At 65.1% G+C, this 20,690-nt stretch carries 19 protein-coding genes; 11 read left to right on the top strand and 8 right to left on the bottom strand.

The annotated features are described in order from the left end of the window. Positions 1 to 794 (bottom strand): DUF692 family multinuclear iron-containing protein (locus ACFWF2_RS28590; protein WP_379310555.1); only part of this gene is annotated, 794 nt, incomplete at its 3' end. A 958-nt stretch (positions 795 to 1,752) separates the two neighbouring features. On the opposite strand from ACFWF2_RS28590, the gene ACFWF2_RS28595 reads away from it, so the two are divergent. After that, the gene (locus tag ACFWF2_RS28595; RefSeq protein ID WP_379310556.1) at positions 1,753 to 1,968 is read left to right on the top strand and encodes a hypothetical protein; all 216 of its coding nucleotides are present in this window, start codon (positions 1,753 to 1,755) and stop codon (positions 1,966 to 1,968) included. 64 nt (positions 1,969 to 2,032) lie between these two features. On the opposite strand, the gene ACFWF2_RS28600 is transcribed toward ACFWF2_RS28595, so the two are convergent. The 3 genes from ACFWF2_RS28600 to ACFWF2_RS28610 are packed head-to-tail and all read right to left on the bottom strand — an operon-like array spanning position 2,033 to position 3,845. Further along, a complete protein-coding gene (locus ACFWF2_RS28600; protein WP_379310558.1) occupies positions 2,033 to 2,521 on the bottom strand; it encodes a hotdog fold domain-containing protein in 489 nt (162 codons plus the stop codon). Between the two features lie 26 nt (positions 2,522 to 2,547). Then, positions 2,548 to 3,195, bottom strand: a complete 648-nt coding sequence (locus ACFWF2_RS28605) for an enoyl-CoA hydratase/isomerase family protein (RefSeq protein WP_379310559.1) — start codon at positions 3,193 to 3,195, stop codon at positions 2,548 to 2,550. An 11-nt stretch (positions 3,196 to 3,206) separates the two neighbouring features. Then, entirely contained in the window at positions 3,207 to 3,845 is a 639-nt protein-coding gene (locus ACFWF2_RS28610; RefSeq protein ID WP_379310560.1) for a TetR/AcrR family transcriptional regulator, read from the bottom strand. Positions 3,846 to 4,135: 290 nt separating this feature from the next. Between ACFWF2_RS28610 and ACFWF2_RS28615 the strand changes: the two genes are divergently transcribed. The 5 genes from ACFWF2_RS28615 (at position 4,136) to moaA (ending at position 9,822) form a co-directional block, all read left to right on the top strand. Further along, positions 4,136 to 6,436: a molybdopterin-dependent oxidoreductase gene (locus ACFWF2_RS28615; protein WP_379310561.1), complete on the top strand. Its 2,301-nt coding sequence runs from the start codon at positions 4,136 to 4,138 to the stop codon at positions 6,434 to 6,436. Between the two features lie 38 nt (positions 6,437 to 6,474). After that, entirely contained in the window at positions 6,475 to 6,891 is a 417-nt protein-coding gene (locus tag ACFWF2_RS28620; RefSeq protein WP_379310575.1) for a PaaI family thioesterase, read from the top strand. Positions 6,892 to 6,978: 87 nt separating this feature from the next. Next, the gene (fdxA, locus tag ACFWF2_RS28625) at positions 6,979 to 7,299 is read left to right on the top strand and encodes a ferredoxin (protein ID WP_379310562.1); all 321 of its coding nucleotides are present in this window, start codon (positions 6,979 to 6,981) and stop codon (positions 7,297 to 7,299) included. 62 nt (positions 7,300 to 7,361) lie between these two features. Further along, positions 7,362 to 8,744: an FAD-dependent oxidoreductase gene (locus tag ACFWF2_RS28630; RefSeq protein ID WP_379310563.1), complete on the top strand. Its 1,383-nt coding sequence runs from the start codon at positions 7,362 to 7,364 to the stop codon at positions 8,742 to 8,744. A gap of 19 nt (positions 8,745 to 8,763) precedes the next feature. Further along, positions 8,764 to 9,822 carry a GTP 3',8-cyclase MoaA gene (gene moaA, locus ACFWF2_RS28635; protein WP_379310564.1) on the top strand — a complete coding sequence of 353 codons (1,059 nt, stop codon included), beginning with the start codon at positions 8,764 to 8,766 and terminating at the stop codon, positions 9,820 to 9,822. A gap of 164 nt (positions 9,823 to 9,986) precedes the next feature. Here the strand turns inward: moaA and ACFWF2_RS28640 are convergent, their stop codons facing one another. Together ACFWF2_RS28640 and gabT are read right to left on the bottom strand one after the other, a co-directional pair. Continuing rightward, positions 9,987 to 11,456: an NAD-dependent succinate-semialdehyde dehydrogenase gene (locus ACFWF2_RS28640; protein ID WP_379310565.1), complete on the bottom strand. Its 1,470-nt coding sequence runs from the start codon at positions 11,454 to 11,456 to the stop codon at positions 9,987 to 9,989. Positions 11,457 to 11,476: 20 nt separating this feature from the next. Further along, on the bottom strand, positions 11,477 to 12,844 hold the full coding sequence (gene gabT / locus ACFWF2_RS28645) for a 4-aminobutyrate--2-oxoglutarate transaminase (RefSeq protein ID WP_379310566.1): 1,368 nt from the start codon (positions 12,842 to 12,844) through the stop codon (positions 11,477 to 11,479). A gap of 97 nt (positions 12,845 to 12,941) precedes the next feature. Between gabT and ACFWF2_RS28650 the strand changes: the two genes are divergently transcribed. Next, the gene (locus ACFWF2_RS28650) at positions 12,942 to 13,853 is read left to right on the top strand and encodes a LysR family transcriptional regulator (RefSeq protein ID WP_379310567.1); all 912 of its coding nucleotides are present in this window, start codon (positions 12,942 to 12,944) and stop codon (positions 13,851 to 13,853) included. A gap of 63 nt (positions 13,854 to 13,916) precedes the next feature. On the opposite strand, the gene ACFWF2_RS28655 is transcribed toward ACFWF2_RS28650, so the two are convergent. Continuing rightward, positions 13,917 to 14,543, bottom strand: a complete 627-nt coding sequence (locus tag ACFWF2_RS28655) for a TetR/AcrR family transcriptional regulator (protein WP_379310568.1) — start codon at positions 14,541 to 14,543, stop codon at positions 13,917 to 13,919. Between the two features lie 90 nt (positions 14,544 to 14,633). Here ACFWF2_RS28655 and ACFWF2_RS28660 point away from each other — a divergent pair, with 90 nt between their 5' ends. From ACFWF2_RS28660 to ACFWF2_RS28675, 4 genes are all read left to right on the top strand, one after another. Next, positions 14,634 to 16,010, top strand: coding sequence for an amidohydrolase family protein (locus tag ACFWF2_RS28660; protein WP_379310569.1), 1,377 nt, complete (start codon positions 14,634 to 14,636; stop codon positions 16,008 to 16,010). 238 nt (positions 16,011 to 16,248) lie between these two features. After that, positions 16,249 to 17,622, top strand: a complete 1,374-nt coding sequence (locus tag ACFWF2_RS28665) for an NAD-dependent succinate-semialdehyde dehydrogenase (RefSeq protein WP_379310571.1) — start codon at positions 16,249 to 16,251, stop codon at positions 17,620 to 17,622. Further along, entirely contained in the window at positions 17,619 to 18,116 is a 498-nt protein-coding gene (locus ACFWF2_RS28670) for a MarR family winged helix-turn-helix transcriptional regulator (protein ID WP_379310572.1), read from the top strand. The genes ACFWF2_RS28665 and ACFWF2_RS28670 overlap by 4 nt, the downstream gene beginning before the upstream one ends. Before the next feature lie 77 nt (positions 18,117 to 18,193). After that, positions 18,194 to 19,792, top strand: coding sequence for a carboxylesterase/lipase family protein (locus ACFWF2_RS28675; RefSeq protein WP_379310573.1), 1,599 nt, complete (start codon positions 18,194 to 18,196; stop codon positions 19,790 to 19,792). Between the two features lie 165 nt (positions 19,793 to 19,957). Here ACFWF2_RS28675 and ACFWF2_RS28680 read toward each other — a convergent pair whose 3' ends face one another. Next, positions 19,958 to 20,344, bottom strand: coding sequence for a hypothetical protein (locus tag ACFWF2_RS28680; protein WP_379310574.1), 387 nt, complete (start codon positions 20,342 to 20,344; stop codon positions 19,958 to 19,960). Between the last annotated feature and the right edge of the window lie 346 nt (positions 20,345 to 20,690).

A 20,690-nucleotide genomic window follows, 5' to 3' on the forward strand; every position in this document is an offset into this window, starting at 1 on the left:
ACTTCCAGCTCCCTAAGCAACGCGTTGAGCGATTCATGATTACCATCGCGTTCGATGACGATGTACGTCGGCGAATGGACCCGGATTGCACCCTCGTACAGGCTCCAAACCCTGTCGTCAATCGCTTGGTTGTGTGAGTCGAAAAAGACGCCGCCCACTTCAGTAAATCCCGCCAGGTGAAATTGCACCACGTTACCAGAGTTTAGATTTTCCACTACATGCATGGGATTTCGCGCCTGGTTGCGAGAATTTATATATATGTTTGAGATATCTAATAGCACACCGCAACCAGTTTCAGTGCACACTCTATTCATGAATTCGTGAAGTTCCATATCGGCTGCCGGCAGGTCAAAATGTGATGTTATGGTTTCCAATACCAATCTGACCCCCATGGCCCGCTGCGCTATGTCTATATTGCGGATCGCCACCGAGAGATTCCCCTCGGTGAACCACACCGGAGCGAAATGACCCAGAGCTACTTCGCCGACTTTCGTTATTGCAAGGTGGTCCGAGAAGAAGGGCGCGCCCGTAATGTCCAGAAGTTCGGATACATCATTCATATATCTAGGGCACGGCGTATTGACCGAACCGACGTTCAGGTTCAATCCATGCACCAGCATATGATTGGCGTCGCTTAGCCTCTCGAGCTCATCTCTACGGGATGGCGTCAGGGGCAAGAACTGCTCTGCGGTGATTTCTACGCATCCAAGGCCGACAGCAGACTGGCTGAAAATCTCATGACGATAAGGTTGCCGATATGCAACCCCGTAACGTGTTACATGAGTCCTCATCATAACCGGCCCCTCTAATCCTCAAGTCTGCGCGGCCAGATAGCAACGAGCATGTACCTGATATGAAGAGTGCCGCGGCTATCAGTTGCCGCTGTCGGGATTGGGATTGGGATTGGGATTGGGATTGGGATTGGGATCGGGATCGGGATCGGGATCGGGATCGGGACCGGGACCGGGACCGGGACCGGGACCGGGACTTGTACAGTCCTCCGCTGGGTCGAAGCACGTGTTGTATCCCGTCACGGTATCTGACTCGTCCACTGCGGGCGACACCGCTTCAATTCGTAAATCGTCATCCGGTTCGTTGGGAGAATCGGGCCTGATCAATGTATTCCTCCCTTAGGGAATGCTACGATCAATTTGGCACCGTGTGCTACCGAAGCCATCAAGGCCTGCCTACCTAGTCAAGCTTCGTGTTCCAGACTTGAGATCTGCCCGCAAGGCTTTCGCCTGGACTGTGGGCAGCCGACTAGCGCATACCTACTACGTTGACTCACATGTCGACCCTAGTCAAGTCCGAATGCGCCTTGTAACCTGATGATCGCCATCAGGGCTTGGCGGGTCACTGGTCAACGCTGCCTGATCGGTGTCCTCCCAGGGCTGAGACAAGGTTCGCATTTCAGCTGGACGTAACGCCTGGGGCACCCGGTCTAGCTAGCAGGCCCCGGACTTAGGCCCGTGCCCGCAACGGCGGCTCGACCCGGTAGAACCGCCCCGCAACCAAGCACTGAGTGAGGTCCACGCAGGGACAGTAGGTGTGCCCGACGGACTTATCCGACAAATCCAGCCCGCGGCAGCGCAGGTCCGTACGGCTACCACCGGCTCGCAAGTTTTCGCTGTGACCGCCCCGATCACGGTGCGGAGCCGCTGACCGGCAAGCGTGCAACAACGCCATCCGCACAACACCGTCACCTGCAACTCAGCAAGATTCCGGGGAATCGCACCAGCACGCCTGTATCCGATGCCCAGTTCTGCGCCCGGACCCGAGGAACCGCAGCTGCTGGCCATCGTCGTCAACCTCAACGACCGGCTGCGCGAAGCCACCGAACGCGGCTGGCTCGGCGAAGTCGACGGCCTCCAGATCAGCCTCGACGCAGCCCACCAGAAGCTCATCCAGATGCGCACGATCCGATCGCAGTCCCGAACCGTGGACCTTCCCTCGCCGATGCTGCGATAAGCACCGGTGGGCTGCACCTGGTTCGCGCAGGGTCGTACCGGCGGCTTGCGAATCGGTGCCGGCGTCAGCGCTTCTTGGAAACGTGCATCGTGATCCGGGCGGTGACGAAGGCTGTGCCGTCGGCGTCGAGGACATCGACCGGGACGACGAGTTCGGTGGGTTCGTCACCGAACTCGGGAATGGGGTCGAGGCGCGCGACGGCGGTCACCGCGGTGGTTGCCTTGGACTTGTATTCCACGCTCATTCCGACCGGGATCCACCGGTGGGTGGCGGGGATGGTCGCGTCGGTCATCATGCCGCCGGCGAGCTCGGCCATGTTGCAGGAAGCGATGGCATGGTAAGTGCCAAGGTGATTGTGGACGCTGCGCCGGTTCGGGGCGCTGACCCGGCACAGTCCGGGCCGCAGTTCCTGCAGAAGCGGGTGCACGCTACGGAAATAGGGGGCCTTGAAGCACAGCGCCTGGGTGAAGAGCCAGTTGCCGAACGGCAAGCGCTGCAACGTGTTCCACAGTCCGAGATTGGCGCTGGCGGGCGTGTCCGTGGTGGTTGTCATCGTTGGTCTTCCTCTTTCGAGCGGTGTCAGCGCAGTGCCGCGGTGGCGGCGCTGTACATGGTGGTCTTGATGGCGGCGAGGGTGGCGGGGTTCTTGCCGAGGAGGGGGGTGAGCCGGGTGATGGCGGTGGTGAGTACCTCGGGGTCGGTGGCGGTGGCGTCGACGAGCCCGGCGGCCAGGGCGTCCGGGCCGTTGAAGCGGTAGCCGGTGGTCATGGCGGTGACCGCGGTCTGAGGGCTGAGCTTGGCCTGGATGAGTGCGGCCATGCCGGGAGTGAAAGGGATGTTGATGTCGACCTCGGGGAAGCAGTAGTAACCGCGGTCTTCGCGCATGACGCGGTAATCGTGGGCGATGGCCAGCATGGCGCCGGCGCCGAAGGTGTGGCCGTTGACCGCAGCGATGGTGGGCAGGGGGAAGGTGAGGATGCGGGCGAACAGTTCTTGGACGCGGCCGACGTACCATTCGGCGCGGTCGCCGTTGGCCATGAGCCAGTCCAGGTCCAGGCCGTTGGAGTAGAACTTGCCGCTGCCGGTGGTGACCAGCCCGTGGGCGTCGCGCTCAACGGCGTCGAGGTGGGTGTTGACGGTGTCGAGCCAGTCGGGGGAGAACCGGTTCTCGTCGTCGCCGAGGTTCAGCACGGCGATCTTGTCCTGGTAGTGCAGGTCGGCTGTCATGGTGGTGCCTTTCACTTCGTGGTGGTGGGTGTGGCGCTGGGGAGGGGCGCGGCCAGTACGGCGCGGACCGCGGCCGCGAGGCGTGCGCGCACCACGGGGTCGGGGGTTCGGCGGCCGCGCAGCAGCAGAGCGGTGGGTAGTTGCACCACGCAATCGCGGATGACGGCGACAGCCTCGCGGTCGGCGCGGTCGAACACGCCGCGCGACAGGGTGACGAACAGCTCGGTCAGGGTCTGATCGAGCTGGCGTAGTTCCTCGGCGATGTCGTCGGGGATCTCGCTGGAACCGAGGAGTTCACGGCGCGGCACGGTCAGCAGGAAACGCCCCGAGACCGGTTGCTGGAGGAGGAACTCGGCGGGGGTATCGGCAGCGGCGACGACCGCCTCGATCGCGTCTGCGGGGGAGTTGCCTGCGGCCAGCACGCGATCGACCGCCTCACGCTGCAGCGTCAGAAATCGCTGTGCCGCGCGCAGCCAGACCCGCCCCATCAGCCCGGCGCGGGACCCGAAGGCGTGGTAGATCACGCCGTTGGACACCGAGGTGGCCTCCGCAAGCGCGCGAACCGTGACCGAGGCGTGTCCGGAGTCGACGGCCAGCTGTTCGGCGGCATCCATGAGGGGATCCAGGGCGTGTACACGAGGGCGGGGCATGAACGGAGCATAACAGAGCATCCGCTCTAGAAAGGGGGCGCTCGCGCGGCCGGGCGACATAGTCCCAGTTCAGCGGCTTGCGCCCCCGACGAGGGACCGGTGACGTTACTCACTCAAGAATTGGAGCACGCGCTCTGGTTTAATTATGGAGCATGTGCTCTCATATGTGAAGTCTTGCATCCGCGAAGTCTCGAGACCTCACTGATCGACCGGCCGCCGGCCGGAAAGTTCACGGCAACCCCGCGGGTCGCTCGCGCTCACATCCCCGAAGTCCGCCATCCGAGAAGAAGATGAGCATCGCAATGCCTCCTGAAACGGCTACCGAAGACGGCACCTGGCACAAAACGGCGTGCATCCTGTGCGAGAACAACTGCGGGGTGCAGATCCTCACCGTCGAAGGACAGAGGACCTTCCGCAAGATCCGCGGAGACAAAGACCATGTGTCCACCCACGGCTACACCTGCAACAAGGCACTGCGCTTGGACCACTACCAAAACGGCAGTCAGCGCCTGACCACGCCGTTGCGGCGCGAAGCCGACGGCACGTTCACGCCCGTGGACTGGGACACCGCCATCGCCGAGATCGCGCAACGGTTCGCCGCGGTGCGCGACACTCACGGCGGGGACAAGATCTTCTTCTACGGCGGTGGCGGGCAGGGCAACCACCTCGGCGGCGCCTACGCCGGCCCATTCCTCAAGGGCCTGGGCTCGCGATATCGTTCCAATCCGCTGGCCCAGGAGAAGACCGGTGAGGCCTGGGTGGATGCCCACTTCACCGGCGGTCACACCCACGGCGACTTCGAGCACGCCGAAGTCTCGGTGTTCATCGGCAAGAACCCCTTCCAGAGCCATGGTGTCGCCCGGGCCCGCACCGTGCTCAAGGAGATCAGCAAAGACCCGGCACGCAGCATGATCGTCATCGACCCGATCCGCACCGAAACCGCCGACCTCGCCGACTTCCACCTGCAGGTCAAACCCGGCACCGATGCCTGGTGCCTGTCGGCGATCCTGGCGATCCTGGTCCAACAGGACCTGCTCGATCACCGATTCCTGGCCGAACACACCCGCGACTACGAAACGGTGGCCGATGTCGTGCGCGCCATCGACATCAGCGCCCACGCCGCGGTGTGCGGAGTCGACGAAGAACTGCTGCGGCGCGCGGCCACCCGTATCGGTACCGCGACGAGCGTGTCGACCTATGAGGACCTCGGCGTGCAGCAAAGTCCCAACAGCACCCTGATCTCGTACCTGAACAAGCTGATCTGGCTGGTCACCGGAAACTTCGCGAAACAGGGCGGCATGCAACCGCATTCGTGGATGTTCCCGCTCGGCGACTACTCGACACGGATGCGTAGCACCCCGGTCACCGGCGCGCCGATGCCCGGGGGCCTGGTGCCGTGCAACATCATCGCCGAAGAAATCGTGACCGACCATCCGGACCGGTTCCGGGCGATGCTTATCGAATCCTCCAACCCCGCCCACTCATTGGCCGATTCACAGATGTTCCGCCGGGCGCTGCACGAGCTCGAGTTCGTCGTCGTCATCGATGTCACCATGACCGAGACCGCGCGTCTGGCCGACTACGTCCTGCCCGCGGCCTCCCAGTATGAGAAGTACGAGGCGACCTTCTTCAACTTCGAGTTCCCCCGCAACAGCTTCCACCTGCGTGCACCAGTGCTCGATCCGCTACCGGGCACGCTGCCCGAACCCGAGATCTACGCCAGGCTGACCAGAGCGTTGCGTGCGGTCAAGCCGCTGCATCTGGCCGTGCTGCGGGCTGCGGCCAGATGGGGCCGCACCCCATTTCGGACTGCGTTCGCGGCGTTGGCTGTGCTGGACAAGAAGACTCTGGCGATGGCGCCGTTCCTGTTGTACGAAACGCTGGGCCCGACCCTGCCCGGCAACGCACGCGCTGCCGCGGTGCTGTGGGCGCTGGCTCAACGGACCGCCCGCACCTACCCCGACGCGATGCGACGAGCCGGACATGCCAACGCCGACGCGTTGTTCGATGCCATCGTCGCGGGACGCTCCGGGGTGGTCTTCAGCGAGGACCGCCAGGACGACGCCTGGGACTACCTGCCCCATCCCGACAAACGGTTCCCGCTCGCGATCCCCGAGCTGCTGCGCATCCTCGACGAGCTCGATCCGGCCACCGCGGTGCAGACCAGTGCGCAATTCCCGGTCGTCCTGGCTGCGGGGCAACGGCGTCCGTTCACCGCGAACACGATCATCCACGACGACCGTTGGCGGTTGCGCGACACCGAAGGTGCCCTTCGACTCAGCCGCCCCGACGCCGAGGCACTCGGCCTCGCCAACGGTGACCAGGCCAGAGTGGTCACCGAACGCGGCTCCGCACTGGCCGCGGTCGAGATCGACGAACGCATGCAGGCCGGGCACGCGGCCCTGCCCAACGGCTTCGGACTCGACCATCACGGAGACGGTGCCATGGTCGGGGTCGCGCTCAACCAGCTCACCGACGCCCGCCGCCGCGACCCGATCTCCGGCGCCCCGTGGCACAAGAACGTTCCGGCCCGCATCGAGCTGGTCACCTCCACCGATACGACTTCCGCGATGACAGGAGCGCACCCGTGACCAGCACCGACATCGCCGCCCTGACCGGTTTGGAAGTGATGCAATGGATCAAAACGGTTCGCCCACATGATGTTCCCTCGATCGGGCGTTTGCTGGGTATGGAGCTGACCGAGGTCGAACACGGCCGAGTCGGCTTCACCCTCACCACCGTTCCCGACTTCGCCAACCCGCTGAGCACCGTCCACGGCGGCATCGCCGCCACCATGCTGGACTCGGCCATGGGATGCGCAGTGCACACCACCCTGCCTGCCGGCGTCGGCTACACCACCCTGGAACTGAAGGTCAACTACATCAGGTCGGTCGCCACCGACGGCCAGACCCTCACCGCCGTTGGCAGCGTCATCCACGCCGGTCGCACGACCGCCACCGCCGAAGGCCGCGTCCACGATGCCGACGGCAACAACCTGGTCGCCCACGCCACCACCACCTGCCTGATCCTGCGCGCCCGCGCCTGATCTGCTCGACAACCGCCGAGCTCGACCAACTCCTCACCCGCGCATTCTCGACATGACAGCGCGGCCCGACCGAAGAGAGAACCACCCATGACCTATGTCGTGGCCGAACCGTGCGTCGATGTCCTGGACAAGGCCTGCATCGACGAATGCCCGGTCGACTGCATCTACGAGGGCAACCGGATGCTCTACATCCATCCCGACGAATGCGTCGACTGCGGCGCGTGCGAGCCCGCATGCCCGGTCGAAGCGATCTTCTTCGAAGACGACCTGCCCGCCGAATACGCCTCCTACACCAGCGCCAACGCCGAGTTCTTCGACGATCTCGGATCGCCCGGTGGCGCAGCCAAACTCGGCAAGACCAACCGCGATGCCGCCTTGATCGCCCAGCTGCCGCAACGGCAGCACTGACCACACCCCGCGCGGCCTGCCCTGACCCGGCCGGCGATCACCACAGACCAAGGACAACCCCTATGCACTCCCGCCCGCTGCGCGTCGCGATCATCGGCGCCGGTCCAGCCGGCATCTATGCCGCCGACGCCCTCATGAAGTCCGACACCGCTACCACCCGCGGGGTATCGATCGACCTGTTCGAGCGCATGCCGGCCCCGTTCGGGTTCATCCGCTACGGCGTCGCTCCTGATCATCCGCGCATCAAGGCGATCATCACCGCTTTGCACAAGGTCCTCGACAAGCCACACGTGCGGCTGTTCGGCAACATCGACTACGGCACAGACATCACCCTCGAGGATCTGCAACAGTTCTACGACGCGGTCGTGTTCTCCACCGGCGCCGAAGACGACCGCGCTCTCGACATCCCGGGCATCGAGCTCGACGGCAGCTTCGGCGCCGCAGAGTTCGTCTCCTGGTACGACGGCCACCCCGACAAACCCCGCCAGTGGCCCCTGACCGCGGAAAAGGTCGCCGTCCTCGGCGTCGGCAACGTCGCCCTCGACGTCGCGCGCATCCTGGCCAAGACCGCCGAGGAACTGCTGCCCACCGAAATACCACCCAACGTCTACGCCGGACTCCAAGCCAACAGGGCCGTCGAAGTCCACGTGTTCGGCCGGCGCGGACCCGCCCAGGCCAAGTTCACCCCGATGGAACTACGCGAACTCGACCACTCACCCACCATCGAGGTCGTCGTCGATCCCGCCGACATCGACTACGACGCCGCCTCCGACGCCGCCCGACGAGCCTCCAAACAAGTCGACATGGTCGCCAACGTCCTGCAGGATTGGGCGATCCGCGATCCCGGTGACCGCCCCCACAAACTGTTCCTGCACTTCTTCGAATCCCCCCACGAAATCCTCGGCGAAGACGGCAAAGTCGCGGCCCTGCGCACCGAACGCACCGAACTCGACGGAACCGGCAACGTCCGCGGCACCGGCCACTTCACCGACTGGGACGTCCAAGCTGTCTATCGGGCGGTGGGCTATCTCAGCACAGCGCTTCCCGCACTGCCCTTCGACCACGCCAGCGGCACCATCCCCAACGAGGCAGGTCGGGTGATCGGCCACGACTCCCGGCCTGTTCCCGGCGTCTATGTCACCGGCTGGATCAAACGCGGCCCGGTCGGGCTCATCGGCCACACCAAAGGCGACGCCAACGAAACCATCGCCTGCCTGCTCAGCGACACCGCACACCTGCCCACGGCCACCCACCCCAGCGAGGACGCAGTCGTCGAGTTTCTCGAACGCCTACAGCTGCCATACACCACCTGGGACGGCTGGTACCTGCTCGACGCCTACGAGCGAAGCCTCGGCGAACCCCACGGCCGTGAACGGATCAAGGTCGTCGAACGCGAGGAAATGCTCGCCGCATCCCGCCGCAACCAACCCCAGCACGTCCACTGAGACCCGCCGAGCAACCACCATGACCCACCGCACCATGCTGGGGATGCCGCAGCCGGGCGGACCCGATCGCTCCGCCCGGCTGATCGACCGGTTCGGCCGCGTCGCCAAGGACCTGCGCGTATCTCTCACCGACCGGTGCAACCTGCGCTGCACCTACTGCATGCCCGCCGAGGGACTGCGCTGGCTACCCACCGATGAGCTGCTCTCGACCAGCGAACTGCAGCGGTTGATGCGGATCGCGGTCGAACACCTCGGAATCGAGGAAATCCGCTTCACCGGCGGCGAGCCACTGCTGCGCGCGGACCTGACCGCACTGGTGGGCTTCGCCGCCGAGCTGACACCCAGGCCCCGGTTGTCGTTGACCACCAACGGATTAGGGCTCGCTCGCAAAGCCGACGGACTGGCCAGGGCCGGGCTCGATCGCATCAACGTCTCCCTCGACAGCATCGACCCGGCCACCTACGCCACCATGACCCGCCGCGACCGACTCGCCGATGTTCTCGACGGGCTCTCCGCCGCCCGAAACGCCGCGCTGAACCCGATCAAGATCAACGCAGTACTCGTTCGGGGCGTGAACGACCACCAAGCACCCGACCTGCTGCGCTACTGCCTGGCCGAGGGATATGAGCTGCGCATCATCGAACAGATGCCACTCGACGCCGGCCGACGCTGGCAACGATCAGCGATGGTCACCGCCGAGGAGGTTTTGACCCTGTTGCAACGCCGGTACACCCTCACCCCCGACCCGCACCCCCGCCACCACGACCCCGCCGAACGGTGGCTCGTCGACGGCGGTCCCGGCACCATCGGACTGATCGCCTCGGTCACCCGTCCCTTCTGCGGCGACTGCGACCGCGTGCGACTCACCGCCGACGGCATGCTCCGCAACTGCCTGTTCGCCACCGACGAAACCGACCTCAGGCCCTTGCTACGCGAGCAGGACCATGGCGGTGAGTTCGCCGACGAAGCTATCGCCGACGCGTGGCGCCGATCCCTGTGGAACAAGGCCGCGGGTCACGGGATCGACCACGCGGGCTTCGCCCAACCCGACCGCCCCATGAGCGCGATCGGCGGCTGACCTCGATACTGGTTCAGCAGCTACTCCATCCACCCGAGGCACACGACGATGTCACAGCCAGACCGACGCACGGGCGTACCGCGCTGCGCGATGTCTACCGCTCAGCGATGCCACCGTCGACGGTGACAACAGCGCGCGAATCCGACACCGTGACCACCATGGGCTCACGGCAGCGCGACATACTGCACCGACTGGTACTCCGAGATTCCCTCGGCTCCTCCCTCACGGCCGATGCCGGACTGCTTGACGCCGCCGAAGGGAGCCGCGACATCGGAGATCACGCCACGATTGACGCCCACCATGCCCGCTTCCAAGCGGGCGGGTACCCGTGAGCACCGTTGCGCATCGCGACTGTAGACATAGGCGGCCAAACCGTATTCGGTGGAGTTGGCAGCGGCGATCATGTCTTGCTCGGTCTCGACGGTACTGATCACGACGACGGGACCGAAGATCTCCTCGCGCGTGACAGGCGCATACGGATCGACTTGGTCGATCACGGTGGGCGGGTAGAAGTAGCCTCTTCCCTCCGGCACCGTACCGCCCAACAGCACCCGGCCGCCGTCGGCGACCGCGGACTCCACTGCCGCGGCGACGGAATCACGTTGCGCTGCACTGACCAATGGGCCCAGCGTCACCCCGTCCTCGTAGCCTGGGCCCATGCGCACCTGGCTCATCATCTTTGCCGTGAGAGCCACGGTGAACTGTTCCGCGATGGTGGGCTGCACCAGGAACCGATTGGCTGCGGTGCACGCCTCGCCCCCGTTGCGCATCTTCGCCGCAAACGCCCCATCGACCGCAGCATCGAGGTCCGCGTCGTCGAAGACTAGGAACGGTGCGTTGCCGCCGAGTTCCATCGATGTGCGTTGAACACGGTCAGCGGCCTGCTTCAGCAGCGACCGGCCGACCGGAGTGGAGCCGGTGAAACTGATCTTGCGAAGCCGATCGTCGGTGATGAGGGCGGTCGACACACCGCGGGCGTCGGTGGTCGGCAACACCGAGAGCACACCAGGGGGCAAGCCCGCCTGCTCGAAGGCCTCGGCCAACACCAGCATAGTCAGCGGCGTTTCCTTCGCGGGTTTGACCAGCATGACGTTCCCGGCGGCCAGGGCCGGCCCGATTTTCCTGGTGCCCATGGCCAGGGGGAAGTTCCACGGCGTGATGGCAAGACACGGCCCGACGGGCATGTGGGTCACCAGTATTCGGCCGCTACCGGTGGGCGATGCGGTGAAGCGCCCGTTGATGCGGACTGCCTCTTCGGAGAACCACCGAAGAAACTCCGCCCCGTACTTCGCTTCGGCTCGACTGTCGGGCAGTGCTCGCCCGAGTTCGAGGGTCATCAGCAGGGCGAGTTCCTCGGCACGGCCTTCGATGATCGCGAAGGCTCGGCGAAGGATCTCGGCGCGCTCGCGCGGCGCCGTCTGCGCCCACGAGCCGGCGGCGGCAACCGCCGCTGCCATCGCCTGCTGCGCGTCGGCCGCGGTGGCATCGGCGACGCACAGCAGAGTCTGCTCGGTCGCGGGATCGACAACGGGAAACGTCGCCCCTGATTGGGCCGGAACCGATCGGCCTGCGATGAACAGGCCCGTCGGCACCTTCTCGAGGACCGCCTCGATCGTGGTGGGCTGGCTTCGCATCGGATTTCCTTTCTCGGGCCTCAGCGAGGCGAGCAGGACATGAGCGCGTCGGCGAGAACGTCGAGCGCCTCGACGAGCAGGTCCTCTGTGATGACCAAGGGCGGCAACAATCGCAAGACGTTGCCGAAGGTGCCGCAGGTCAGCACGATCACACCGCGGGACAGGGCGTGGGCTGCCACAGCGCGCGCGAGAGCCGGAGCGGGTTCGTCGGTGCCGGGACGCACGAGTTCGACCGCGATCATCGCTCCGCGGCCGCGGATGTCACCGATCACCCCACGGTCTTGGTCGGCCAGCTTCTCAGCCACCGCCCACAGCGCCGACTTCACGGTGTCCTCGATGCGGCGGGCTTGTGCAGGCAGGTCCAGGGTGGTCATTTCATCAATCGCGGCCAGTGCCGCGACGCACGCGACCGGGTTGCCGCCGTAGGTGCCGCCCAGGCCCCCCTCGTGCACGGAGTCCATGAGCTCGGCTCGACCGGTCACCGCCGACAACGGCATCCCGCCGGCAATGCCCTTGGCCATGGTGATCAGATCAGGAACGACGTTCTCGTGCTCGCACGCGAACCATGTTCCCGTGCGCGCGAATCCGCTCTGCACCTCGTCGGCGATGAACACCACTCCATGAGCGCGGCACCAATCCGCCAGCACGGTCAGAAATCCCGGCGCCGGCACGATGAAACCACCCTCGCCCTGAATCGGCTCGATGACTACCGCAGCGATCGCCTCGGCGCCGACTTGCTTGTCCATCAGCTCGATCGCGCGCCGCGCGGCCTGCGCTCCGTCCATGCCGCCGTCCCTGAAGGGGTAGCTCGCAGGCATCCGGTACACCTCAGGGGCGAACGGACCGAAACTGTGCTTGTACGGAAGGGATTTGGCGGTCAGAGCCATCGTCAAATTGGTTCGGCCGTGGTAGGCGTGGTCGAAGGCGACGACGGCGTTGCGCCCTGTTGTCGCCCGCGCGATCTTGATGGCATTTTCCACGGCCTCGGCCCCGGAATTGAACAACACGGTGCGCTTGTCGTGATCGCCCGGCGTCAGCTCGTTTAACCGCTCCGCCACCGCGACGTAGCTTTCGTAGGGCGAGATCATGAAACATGTGTGAGTAAAGAGCGCGGCCTGCTCGGCGACGGCAGCGGCGACCTGCAGGTTACTCGCCCCCACTGTTGTCACCGCGATGCCGGAACCGAGATCGATCAACGAGTTCCCGTCGACATCGACGACAACGCCGCCACCGGCTCGAGCAGCAAAAACCGGCACGACGCTCGTCACGCCGCGCGCAACGGCGGCTTCCCGGCGCGCGGCGAGTGCGGCCGAGCGGGGACCTGGAATCTCGGTCACGAGACGGCGCTCCTGGGGAACAACCGCAGTGGTCGCGTTGATGGGGGTCATGTCCTGCTCCTGTCTCAAGGCCGCGCCAAGTGTGCCGCCGCCAGAGCTAGACTGTCCAAGACTTAGTTGTTCAGAATCTGATGCCTTGGAGGCATAGGTGGAGCTGCGTCACATCCGCTACTTCCTCGCCGTCCATGAGGCCGGGTCGGTGAACGCGGCGGCTGCGCGCGTGCACGTGGCACAGCCATCGCTGTCTCGACAGCTACGCCAACTCGAACATGACCTGGGCGTCGAGCTGTTCGACCGCTCCACCGGCAGGCTCCGGCTTTCTGCCGCAGGCCGCGCGCTGCTTCCCGAAGCTCGCGCGCTGATGCGCGCCGCGGAGCAGATCACTGTGGCAGCGGAGTTCCACGCCCGAGGGGGACTGCGTCACTTGACCATCGCCGCGCCGACCGTGACGCTCACCGATGTCGTTGCTCCTTTTGTCGCCACTCTCGCCCCCGGCGACCCGACCGTGGATGTGCTCGCCTCCGACGGAGAGGATATCGGCGACCTTCTCGCCCGGGGAGCCGATCTCGTCATCACCCCGGAGGCGCCCGGGCCGCGGTTCACCCGACTCCGATTGGCGGAACTGCCGGTCTGGGCGTATGTCACCGGAGCTCATCACTGGGCCGGACGCCGGTGGATCGCGATAACTGAGCTGGTCGATCAGCCCCTGGTTCTGGTGCCGCCGGACTTCGCCGCGCGCCGAGCCCTCAACTCCGCTGTGCTCGACTCCGGCAGCAACTACACGGAAACGATCGAAGCGGCCAACGGCACCCTTGCCCAAGCCCTTGCCGCGGCCCGCCGAGGGATCGCCGTTGTCACAGACGATCCGCGATTCGACCTCGTCCCGCTAGCCGTCCGCACCGATCGATCACTGCTCCGCATACCCCTGGACATGTGGTGGGACAGCAGCCATCCAGGCAGCCGGACCTTGTGCGGAATCGCCGAAAGGTTGCAGCACTTCATCACCGAAAGGTATGGCCTGCAATCCCCGATTGCCGACAGTGGGCAGCGCAGGACGTAGATGCACCGATCGACGAGCGCCGGCGACCGCGGCGGTTCGCCGAAGACGGTGGTGGAGGGGCGATCAGGCGCCGGGAGACTCCAGCACCGGTCCAAGCAGCGTCATCGCCACATCGTAGGCGGCACTGACCCGCTCAACGTCACCGGTCGCGGCAAGATCCAGATAGAGACCACGCACGATGCCCAGAACGAGGGTCGTGGCCGTCCGGACCCTCGCCTCGTCGATCCCTTCACCGAGCAACGCCGCCTCCAGCGGCGCGATCCAATCATGGACGATCGAGGTGAGGAACCACTCGTAGCGATCGGGTTCGCGCAGGGCCAGGCCGTAGAGCTCGAACAGGAAGACGAACTGCCGCGAGTACTCGGGAGCTAGCCAGAGGTTCCACAAGTTGCGCAGAACCTCCACCGGATGGCCCTTGCTGCGCGCCCAGAACTGATCGAATGCCTCAACCATCTGGCCATGGATCTCCTGGCAGATGTCGCGAATGAGCTCGTCCTTGCTGCCGAACTGCCGGATCAGCGTTGTGATCGAGGCGCCGATCGCGGCGCCCAGGGGACGCAACGTCAGGTCCGCGACGCCCGTCTCGAGGACGTAATCGGTTGCGGCACGGAGAAGTTCCGGCTTGCGGTGCTCCCATCTGAGCGCACGCCCATCGGTGCCAGCCGCTGCGCCGTCTGCCGTCATCGCCATCCCGTCAGACTACCCAATTCGAACACCGCTTTACCGAATCGAACGATTCGGATACTGTGGGTGAGACCTAGATTACAAAGGAGCGCTGATATGACGTCTGACACTCTCGCGGTGACCAACGTTCACCTGATCGATGGCCGAGGCGGCTCATCGAAGCCCGCGACGACGGTGATCGTGGACGCAGGTCGGTTCACGACCATCGGGCCGACGGCGAGCACCGAGATCCCGGCAGGGGTCACCGTCATCGACGGCAGCAACCAATGGATGGTCCCCGGATACATCAACGGCAACGTCCACCTGCTCGACGCCTGGATGTTCATGGTGGGACCCGGAACCATCGAGTACCTCGCGCGATGGGAAGGCCGCTACACGGAGGTGATCGAAGAGGCGGCGCAGCTGGTCCTGCGCAACGGCGTGACGACCGTGTTCGACACCTACAACGCCATCGATCCCGTTCTCGCGGCCCGCGACCGGATCAACGCCGGCACTGCACAAGGCGCCCGCATCTTCGCCGCCGGAACCATCATCGGCATGGGCGGCCCCTTCAGCGCCGACTTCCACTTCGCCGGACGCCGCGCAGCGGCGCAGAGCTTCGTGAACCGAATCGACGAGATGTTCGAGGCCGGCGTCGGCCACCAGCTCAGCCTGCTTCCCCGCAACGAGGTCCGCGCGCGGGTGCGCGACTACCTGAGTCGCGGAGTGGACATGCTCAAGATCGCGGTCAGCGATCACATCTTCATGACAGTCGGCTTCGACCGGAGTTACCAGACCTTCACCCGTCCCGTACTCGATGTCATCGTCGAGGAAGCTCGTTCAGCCGGTGTCCCGGTGCTGACCCACAGCCTTTCCATCGAGGCGCTGGACACCTCCGTGGAGCTGGGGGCCGACGTGCTCATCCACGCGAACTACACGATGGGCCAGCCCTACCCGCACTCCCTGCTCGACAAGATCGTTGCCAGCGACTCATGGGCGGAGCTGCAGACCGTGCACGAAAACCATCAACGGGTGCTCGAGGAGTGCGGCAGCTGGGCAGCCCAGCTCGGCAGTGGCGCATTCGCCGACAACGAGCGCGCGCTCATCGGCGCCAACGCGAAGATCATGATGGGCACCGACGCGGGCTGTCCCAGCGTCGACCACCTCGCCGACCTCACCCCTGGTGAGCGTGAGGATCGCCCCTGGACTCTCGGCGGTGATCACTTCCACTGGACCCAGTCGATGGTCGAAAAGGGCATGTCGCCTCTCGAGGCCATCTCCGCAGCGACCCTGAATGTGGCCCGCGGGTACGGCAAGGACGACCTGATCGGTTCCGTCGAACCAGGCAAGCTCGCTGACTTCGTCCTCCTCGACCGAGACCCTCTCGCCGACATCCGCAACCTCAGCGAAATCCGTGACGTCTACCAGGCAGGCGTCGCAGTCGATCGAATCAAGCTGCCCGCCCATCCGCTGGTGACCACGCACCCCGCGTGACCACCGGATGAGAAGCCGCATAGCCAACTAGGACAACGCCGCCGGCGAGCCGACCCGACCGGCACTCCCGGACATCGGCTCGCCGCCCACTACAGACACCCGGAACCCGGGAAGTCGTACCGGTTTTCCGCCGCCGGTAATCCACACCGCTTCCAGTATCCGGACCGCCCACAACAATCGGGATCGTTTCGGACTGCGCCCGGGCTCGCCCGCGCCGCACGACAAGGAGTTGCATTCGATGACTGTCTACGCGATGGCCGATCCGTCGACTGGCAAGGTGGTCAAGGAGTACCCGACGGCGACAGATGAGTCCATCCGTCACGCCATGGATTCAGCGGCCGCTGCTCACCGTGAGTGGGGACGTGTTTCCACCGTCTCGGAACGGGCCACGCTGATCCGCACAGTGTCGGAGTTGCATGAGGAACGCAAAGGCGAGCTTGCTCAGATCATCCATCAGGAGATGGGCAAACCGCTGGACGAGTGCGTCGGGGAGGTGGAATTCAGCGCCGCCATCTACTCGTACTATGCCGAGCGCGCCGAGACGCTCCTGGCCGACGAGCCGATCCCGGTGCTCGACGGTGAAGGCGACGCACTGATCCGACGCTGTTCGGTCGGCGTGCTACTGGGCATCATGCCCTGGAACTATCCCTACTACCAGGTCGCTCGGTTCGCCGGACCGAATCTGGCCCTGGGCAACACCATCCTTCTCAAGCACGCACCCCAATGCCCGGAATCGGCCGCCGCCCTCGAGCAGATCTTCCTCGACGCAGGGTTTCCCGCCGGAACTTACGTCAACATCTATGCAACCAACGCGCAGGTCGCCGACATAATTGCGGATCCCCGAGTGCAGGGAGTCTCGCTCACCGGCTCCGAACGAGCCGGGGCAGCCATCGCAGAGATCGCAGGTCGCAACCTCAAGAAGGTCGTACTCGAACTGGGAGGTTCCGACCCGTTCATTCTGCTCAGCGCCGCAGACCTCGACGCCGCCGTAGACGCCGCCGTCGCCGCGCGGTTCGAGAACACCGGCCAAGCCTGCAACGCTGCCAAACGCTTCATCGTGACCGCCGACATCTACGACGACTTCTTGGACAAGTTCACGACTCGAGTGCTGGCGAAAACCGACACAACAGCACCACTGTCATCCCTCGCTGCGGCCGAACATCTCGAAGACCAGGTACAGCGCGCCGTGGACGCAGGAGCAATCCTCGCGACACAGGGACAACGCAGGGACGCGTTCTTCCCCCCTGGTGTGTTGACCAACCTGCCGCCTGACTTCCGAGAGGAGTTGTTCGGGCCAGTCGCAGCCGTCTACCGGGCGGCCGATGAAGAACAAGCAGTGGAGCTGGCAAACGACACCCCATTCGGGCTCGGTTCGTACGTCTTCACCACCGATATGAACCAGGCACATCGTGTCGCTGACAGACTCGAAGCCGGCATGGTGTTTGTGAACGCGGTCGGCGCCGAGGGCCCGGAGCTACCTTTCGGCGGCGTCAAGAGATCCGGCTTCGGTCGTGAACTAGGCCGCTACGGCATCGATGAGTTCGTCAACAAAAAGCTCATCCGAATCGGACGGACCGCGCCGTCATCGACCGAGCAACAACCCTGTCGATGAGTGCGGGCCGCCTGCCGGGGTTCCGCGCACAGCCTTTCGTGGAAGGCCGGGAGAATGGCGGGATGGCAGATGGCGTCGAAGCTCAGTTGAGTGCGTTGCTCGGACCGTTGCGGCGAGCGGTGTTACGGCGGACGCGCGTACTGGAGGGACTGCCCGATCTGCCGGAAGCGCAGATCGAGCTGCTGAGATTGCTGGTAGCACAGGATGGTCTGGCGCCGGGGCGTGCGGCGGTCGAGCTCAAGGTGGCGCAGTCGACGGTGAGCAATCTGGTACGGACGATGGCCAATCTGGTGGATCGGGTGCCGTCGGCCCAGGATGGGCGTGGGGCGCTTCTGGTCGCGTCGTCGCGGGCGCGGGAACTGCTGGCCAGGTACGACCGGGCCAGTGCGGCGATGCTGCGGGACTCGCTGGCGAAACTGTCACCGGAGGATCGACAGGCCCTGGAATCCGCGGTTCCGGCCTTGCAACGATTGCTGTCCGTGCTGGACGAATAGGTCGCGCGCTCTTCCCCCTGTGAGGCCGGTCACCTACAGTAGTTTTGTTTCAAAAGTATTTTCTGTGGGAGCGTGCGTTGCGGAGCCCGAACTTCATCCGTCAGTTGCTGGCGGCGGCCGTTGTCCTCGCGAGTGCCGGTGCGGCGGTGGTGGTTTCGCCGGCCGCTGCGGCACCCGACGACACGGTGGTCACCGTCGCAGGCGGGCCTATCAGCGGTCGGCACACCAATGGGATCGTCGAATACCTCGGCGTTCCGTTCGCCGCACCCGCCTCGGGCGCAAACCGTTTCGCCCCACCGCAACCCGCCGCTCCGTGGACAGGCGTGCGCGCGGCCCTCGCGCATGGGCCGCAGTGCCCGCAGGTATCTCCGGCGCCGTTCGGGCTGGCGGTGCAGGAATCGAGCGAGGACTGCCTGAGCATCGATATCTATGTCCCGGAGAACTCCGCGGGCGCGGATCTTCCGGTGATGGTGTGGATTTACGGTGGCGCCTTCGTACTCGGCTCCAACGCTCAGTACGACTCCCCAGACCGGTTGGTGCGTGAGGGCAAGGTCATCGTGGCCATCCCCAATTACCGGGTCGGCCCGTTCGGTTTCCTCGCGCTACCCGAACTGGCCGACGGCGCTGGCGGCATCACCGGCACCTACGGCACACTCGATCAGCAGGCCGCGCTGCGCTGGATTCGGGAGAATGCGGCCGCGTTCGGTGGCGACCCGGGCAATGTCACCATCTTCGGCGAATCGGCCGGCGGAATGAGTGTGTGCACGCAGCTCGCTTCGCCGCTGGCACGGGGCCTTTTCCACCGGGCGATCATCCAGAGCGGGTCGTGCGCGCGCAGCCCGCTGTCACCGCCGGACAGGGAACTCGCCTTCCAGCGGTCGGCCGACTACGCGGCGAGCCTCGGTTGCCGCGATCCGCACACGCGACTGAACTGCCTGCGCGCCCTACCGGTCGAGAAGCTCCTGGATTCACCCAGCGCCGAACTGCATTCGATGGCGGTCACCTGGAGCCCCGTGCAGGACGGGGTCGTGTTGACCTCCACTCCCGAACAGGCGCTCGTCGCCGGAGCCGCCCGCGACATGCCACTGGTGGTCGGCAGCAACGCCGACGAGGGCGCCGCTTTCATCGCCCTGCTCGACTACCTGAAAGGCACGATCCCCGATGAATCCGATTACCTGACCTGGGCACAGGAACTGTTCGGCGACAACGCCGGCCAGGTTTTGCACCGATACCCGCCAGCCGATTTCTCCTCCCCGGTCAAGGCGAAGGAGAAGGTGCTCACCGACGGATTCTTCGCGTGCCCAGCACTGTTCACTACAGAGGCTGCACGAGCCGGTGGCGCCGAGGTCTGGCAATACCGCTTCAACGAAGCGCCGCTCGGCCAGAACCCGGTGCTTCCCGGCGCCTTTCACGCGGCCGAACTACCCTACGTGTTCACCGAGCTGCTCGGCATCCCGATCCCGCTGCCCCCTGCAGGCGACCAGCTCTCCCGCCGCATCCAGCAGAGCTGGTCACGTTTCGCCCACACCGGCGATCCGGTGACAGCGGACTTCGCCGACTGGCCGACCACCCCCGGCTCCACCCTCGAAATGAGCAGCTCCGGGATCAGCACCGCTGATTCCTTTGCCGCCCAGCATCATTGCGACCTGTGGTCGGGGATCAGCCGGATCGGTTAGTCAGAATGACCTGATCATGGTTCACCACCAAGGTCACGGCTCTCGTCGTGGCGGCCGCCTAGCTGATGAGCGACCGCGCCGTCATCGTCATGCTCAGCGAACGGTCGCTCTCCGGGCGTTCGAGCAGGTCGACACCGGCATTCAGGATCGCCAGCCCCGCCGATTTCACAGCGTGGTCCTTGCGCGTTCAAGAGGAACGGCCAGGGCGACATCTGAGCTAGTCCGGAGAAAGTACAGGTCCTCGCACAGCACTTGTCTGCGGGAGTCGGCGTGTGCGGTGTTCGCGAAGGAGGCGATGGTATCGGCCGTCGGGATCCGATCGTAGGCTTTGATCCATCCCGCGATCAGTTCGTCAAGAAGATGGGATTCGCGCTGCATGATGCGGGCGGTGAGTTGCCTGGCTTCCTCATCGATACTCAGCGTGCGTTCGATCGTGCTCAGACACGGATCGACGATCCACTCGCTGCGGATTCGGTTGACCTCCTGCCACACCAGTAAGTCGATCTCACCGCTGCGAGGCCGCCCCTCGGGCTCGCGGCTATGCGCGCTCATGGCGCGCCGATAGATCGGTGTGGCTACATCCGCTGAGGCCGTGGCGGTGAGTATCGATGCGATTCATCGTCCCTCGCCATGGGCATTCCGACCCCAGCGAATCGTGAGGGAGGACCACGGCGTCATGGTTCGCGGTCGGACTGTGCCACAACCGTCGCGCCACTGGGATCCCGCGGTGCTGCGCGGGTTCCATGATTCTTGAGCGACCCTGCCTGCCTCTTGTGATCGTGTTGGCGCGGCTCCGATGTCCGTGCTGCTGAAGCGGCTAGGACGAATTTGCCCCGGCGCCGTGGAGGCGTGGGGGTGCATGGCGATGGGGTCGCCTCAGTCGGCTGGCCGACGAGGC

The sequence above is a fragment of the Nocardia sp. NPDC060259 genome (genome assembly GCF_042728775.1).
Classification (GTDB): domain Bacteria; phylum Actinomycetota; class Actinomycetes; order Mycobacteriales; family Mycobacteriaceae; genus Nocardia.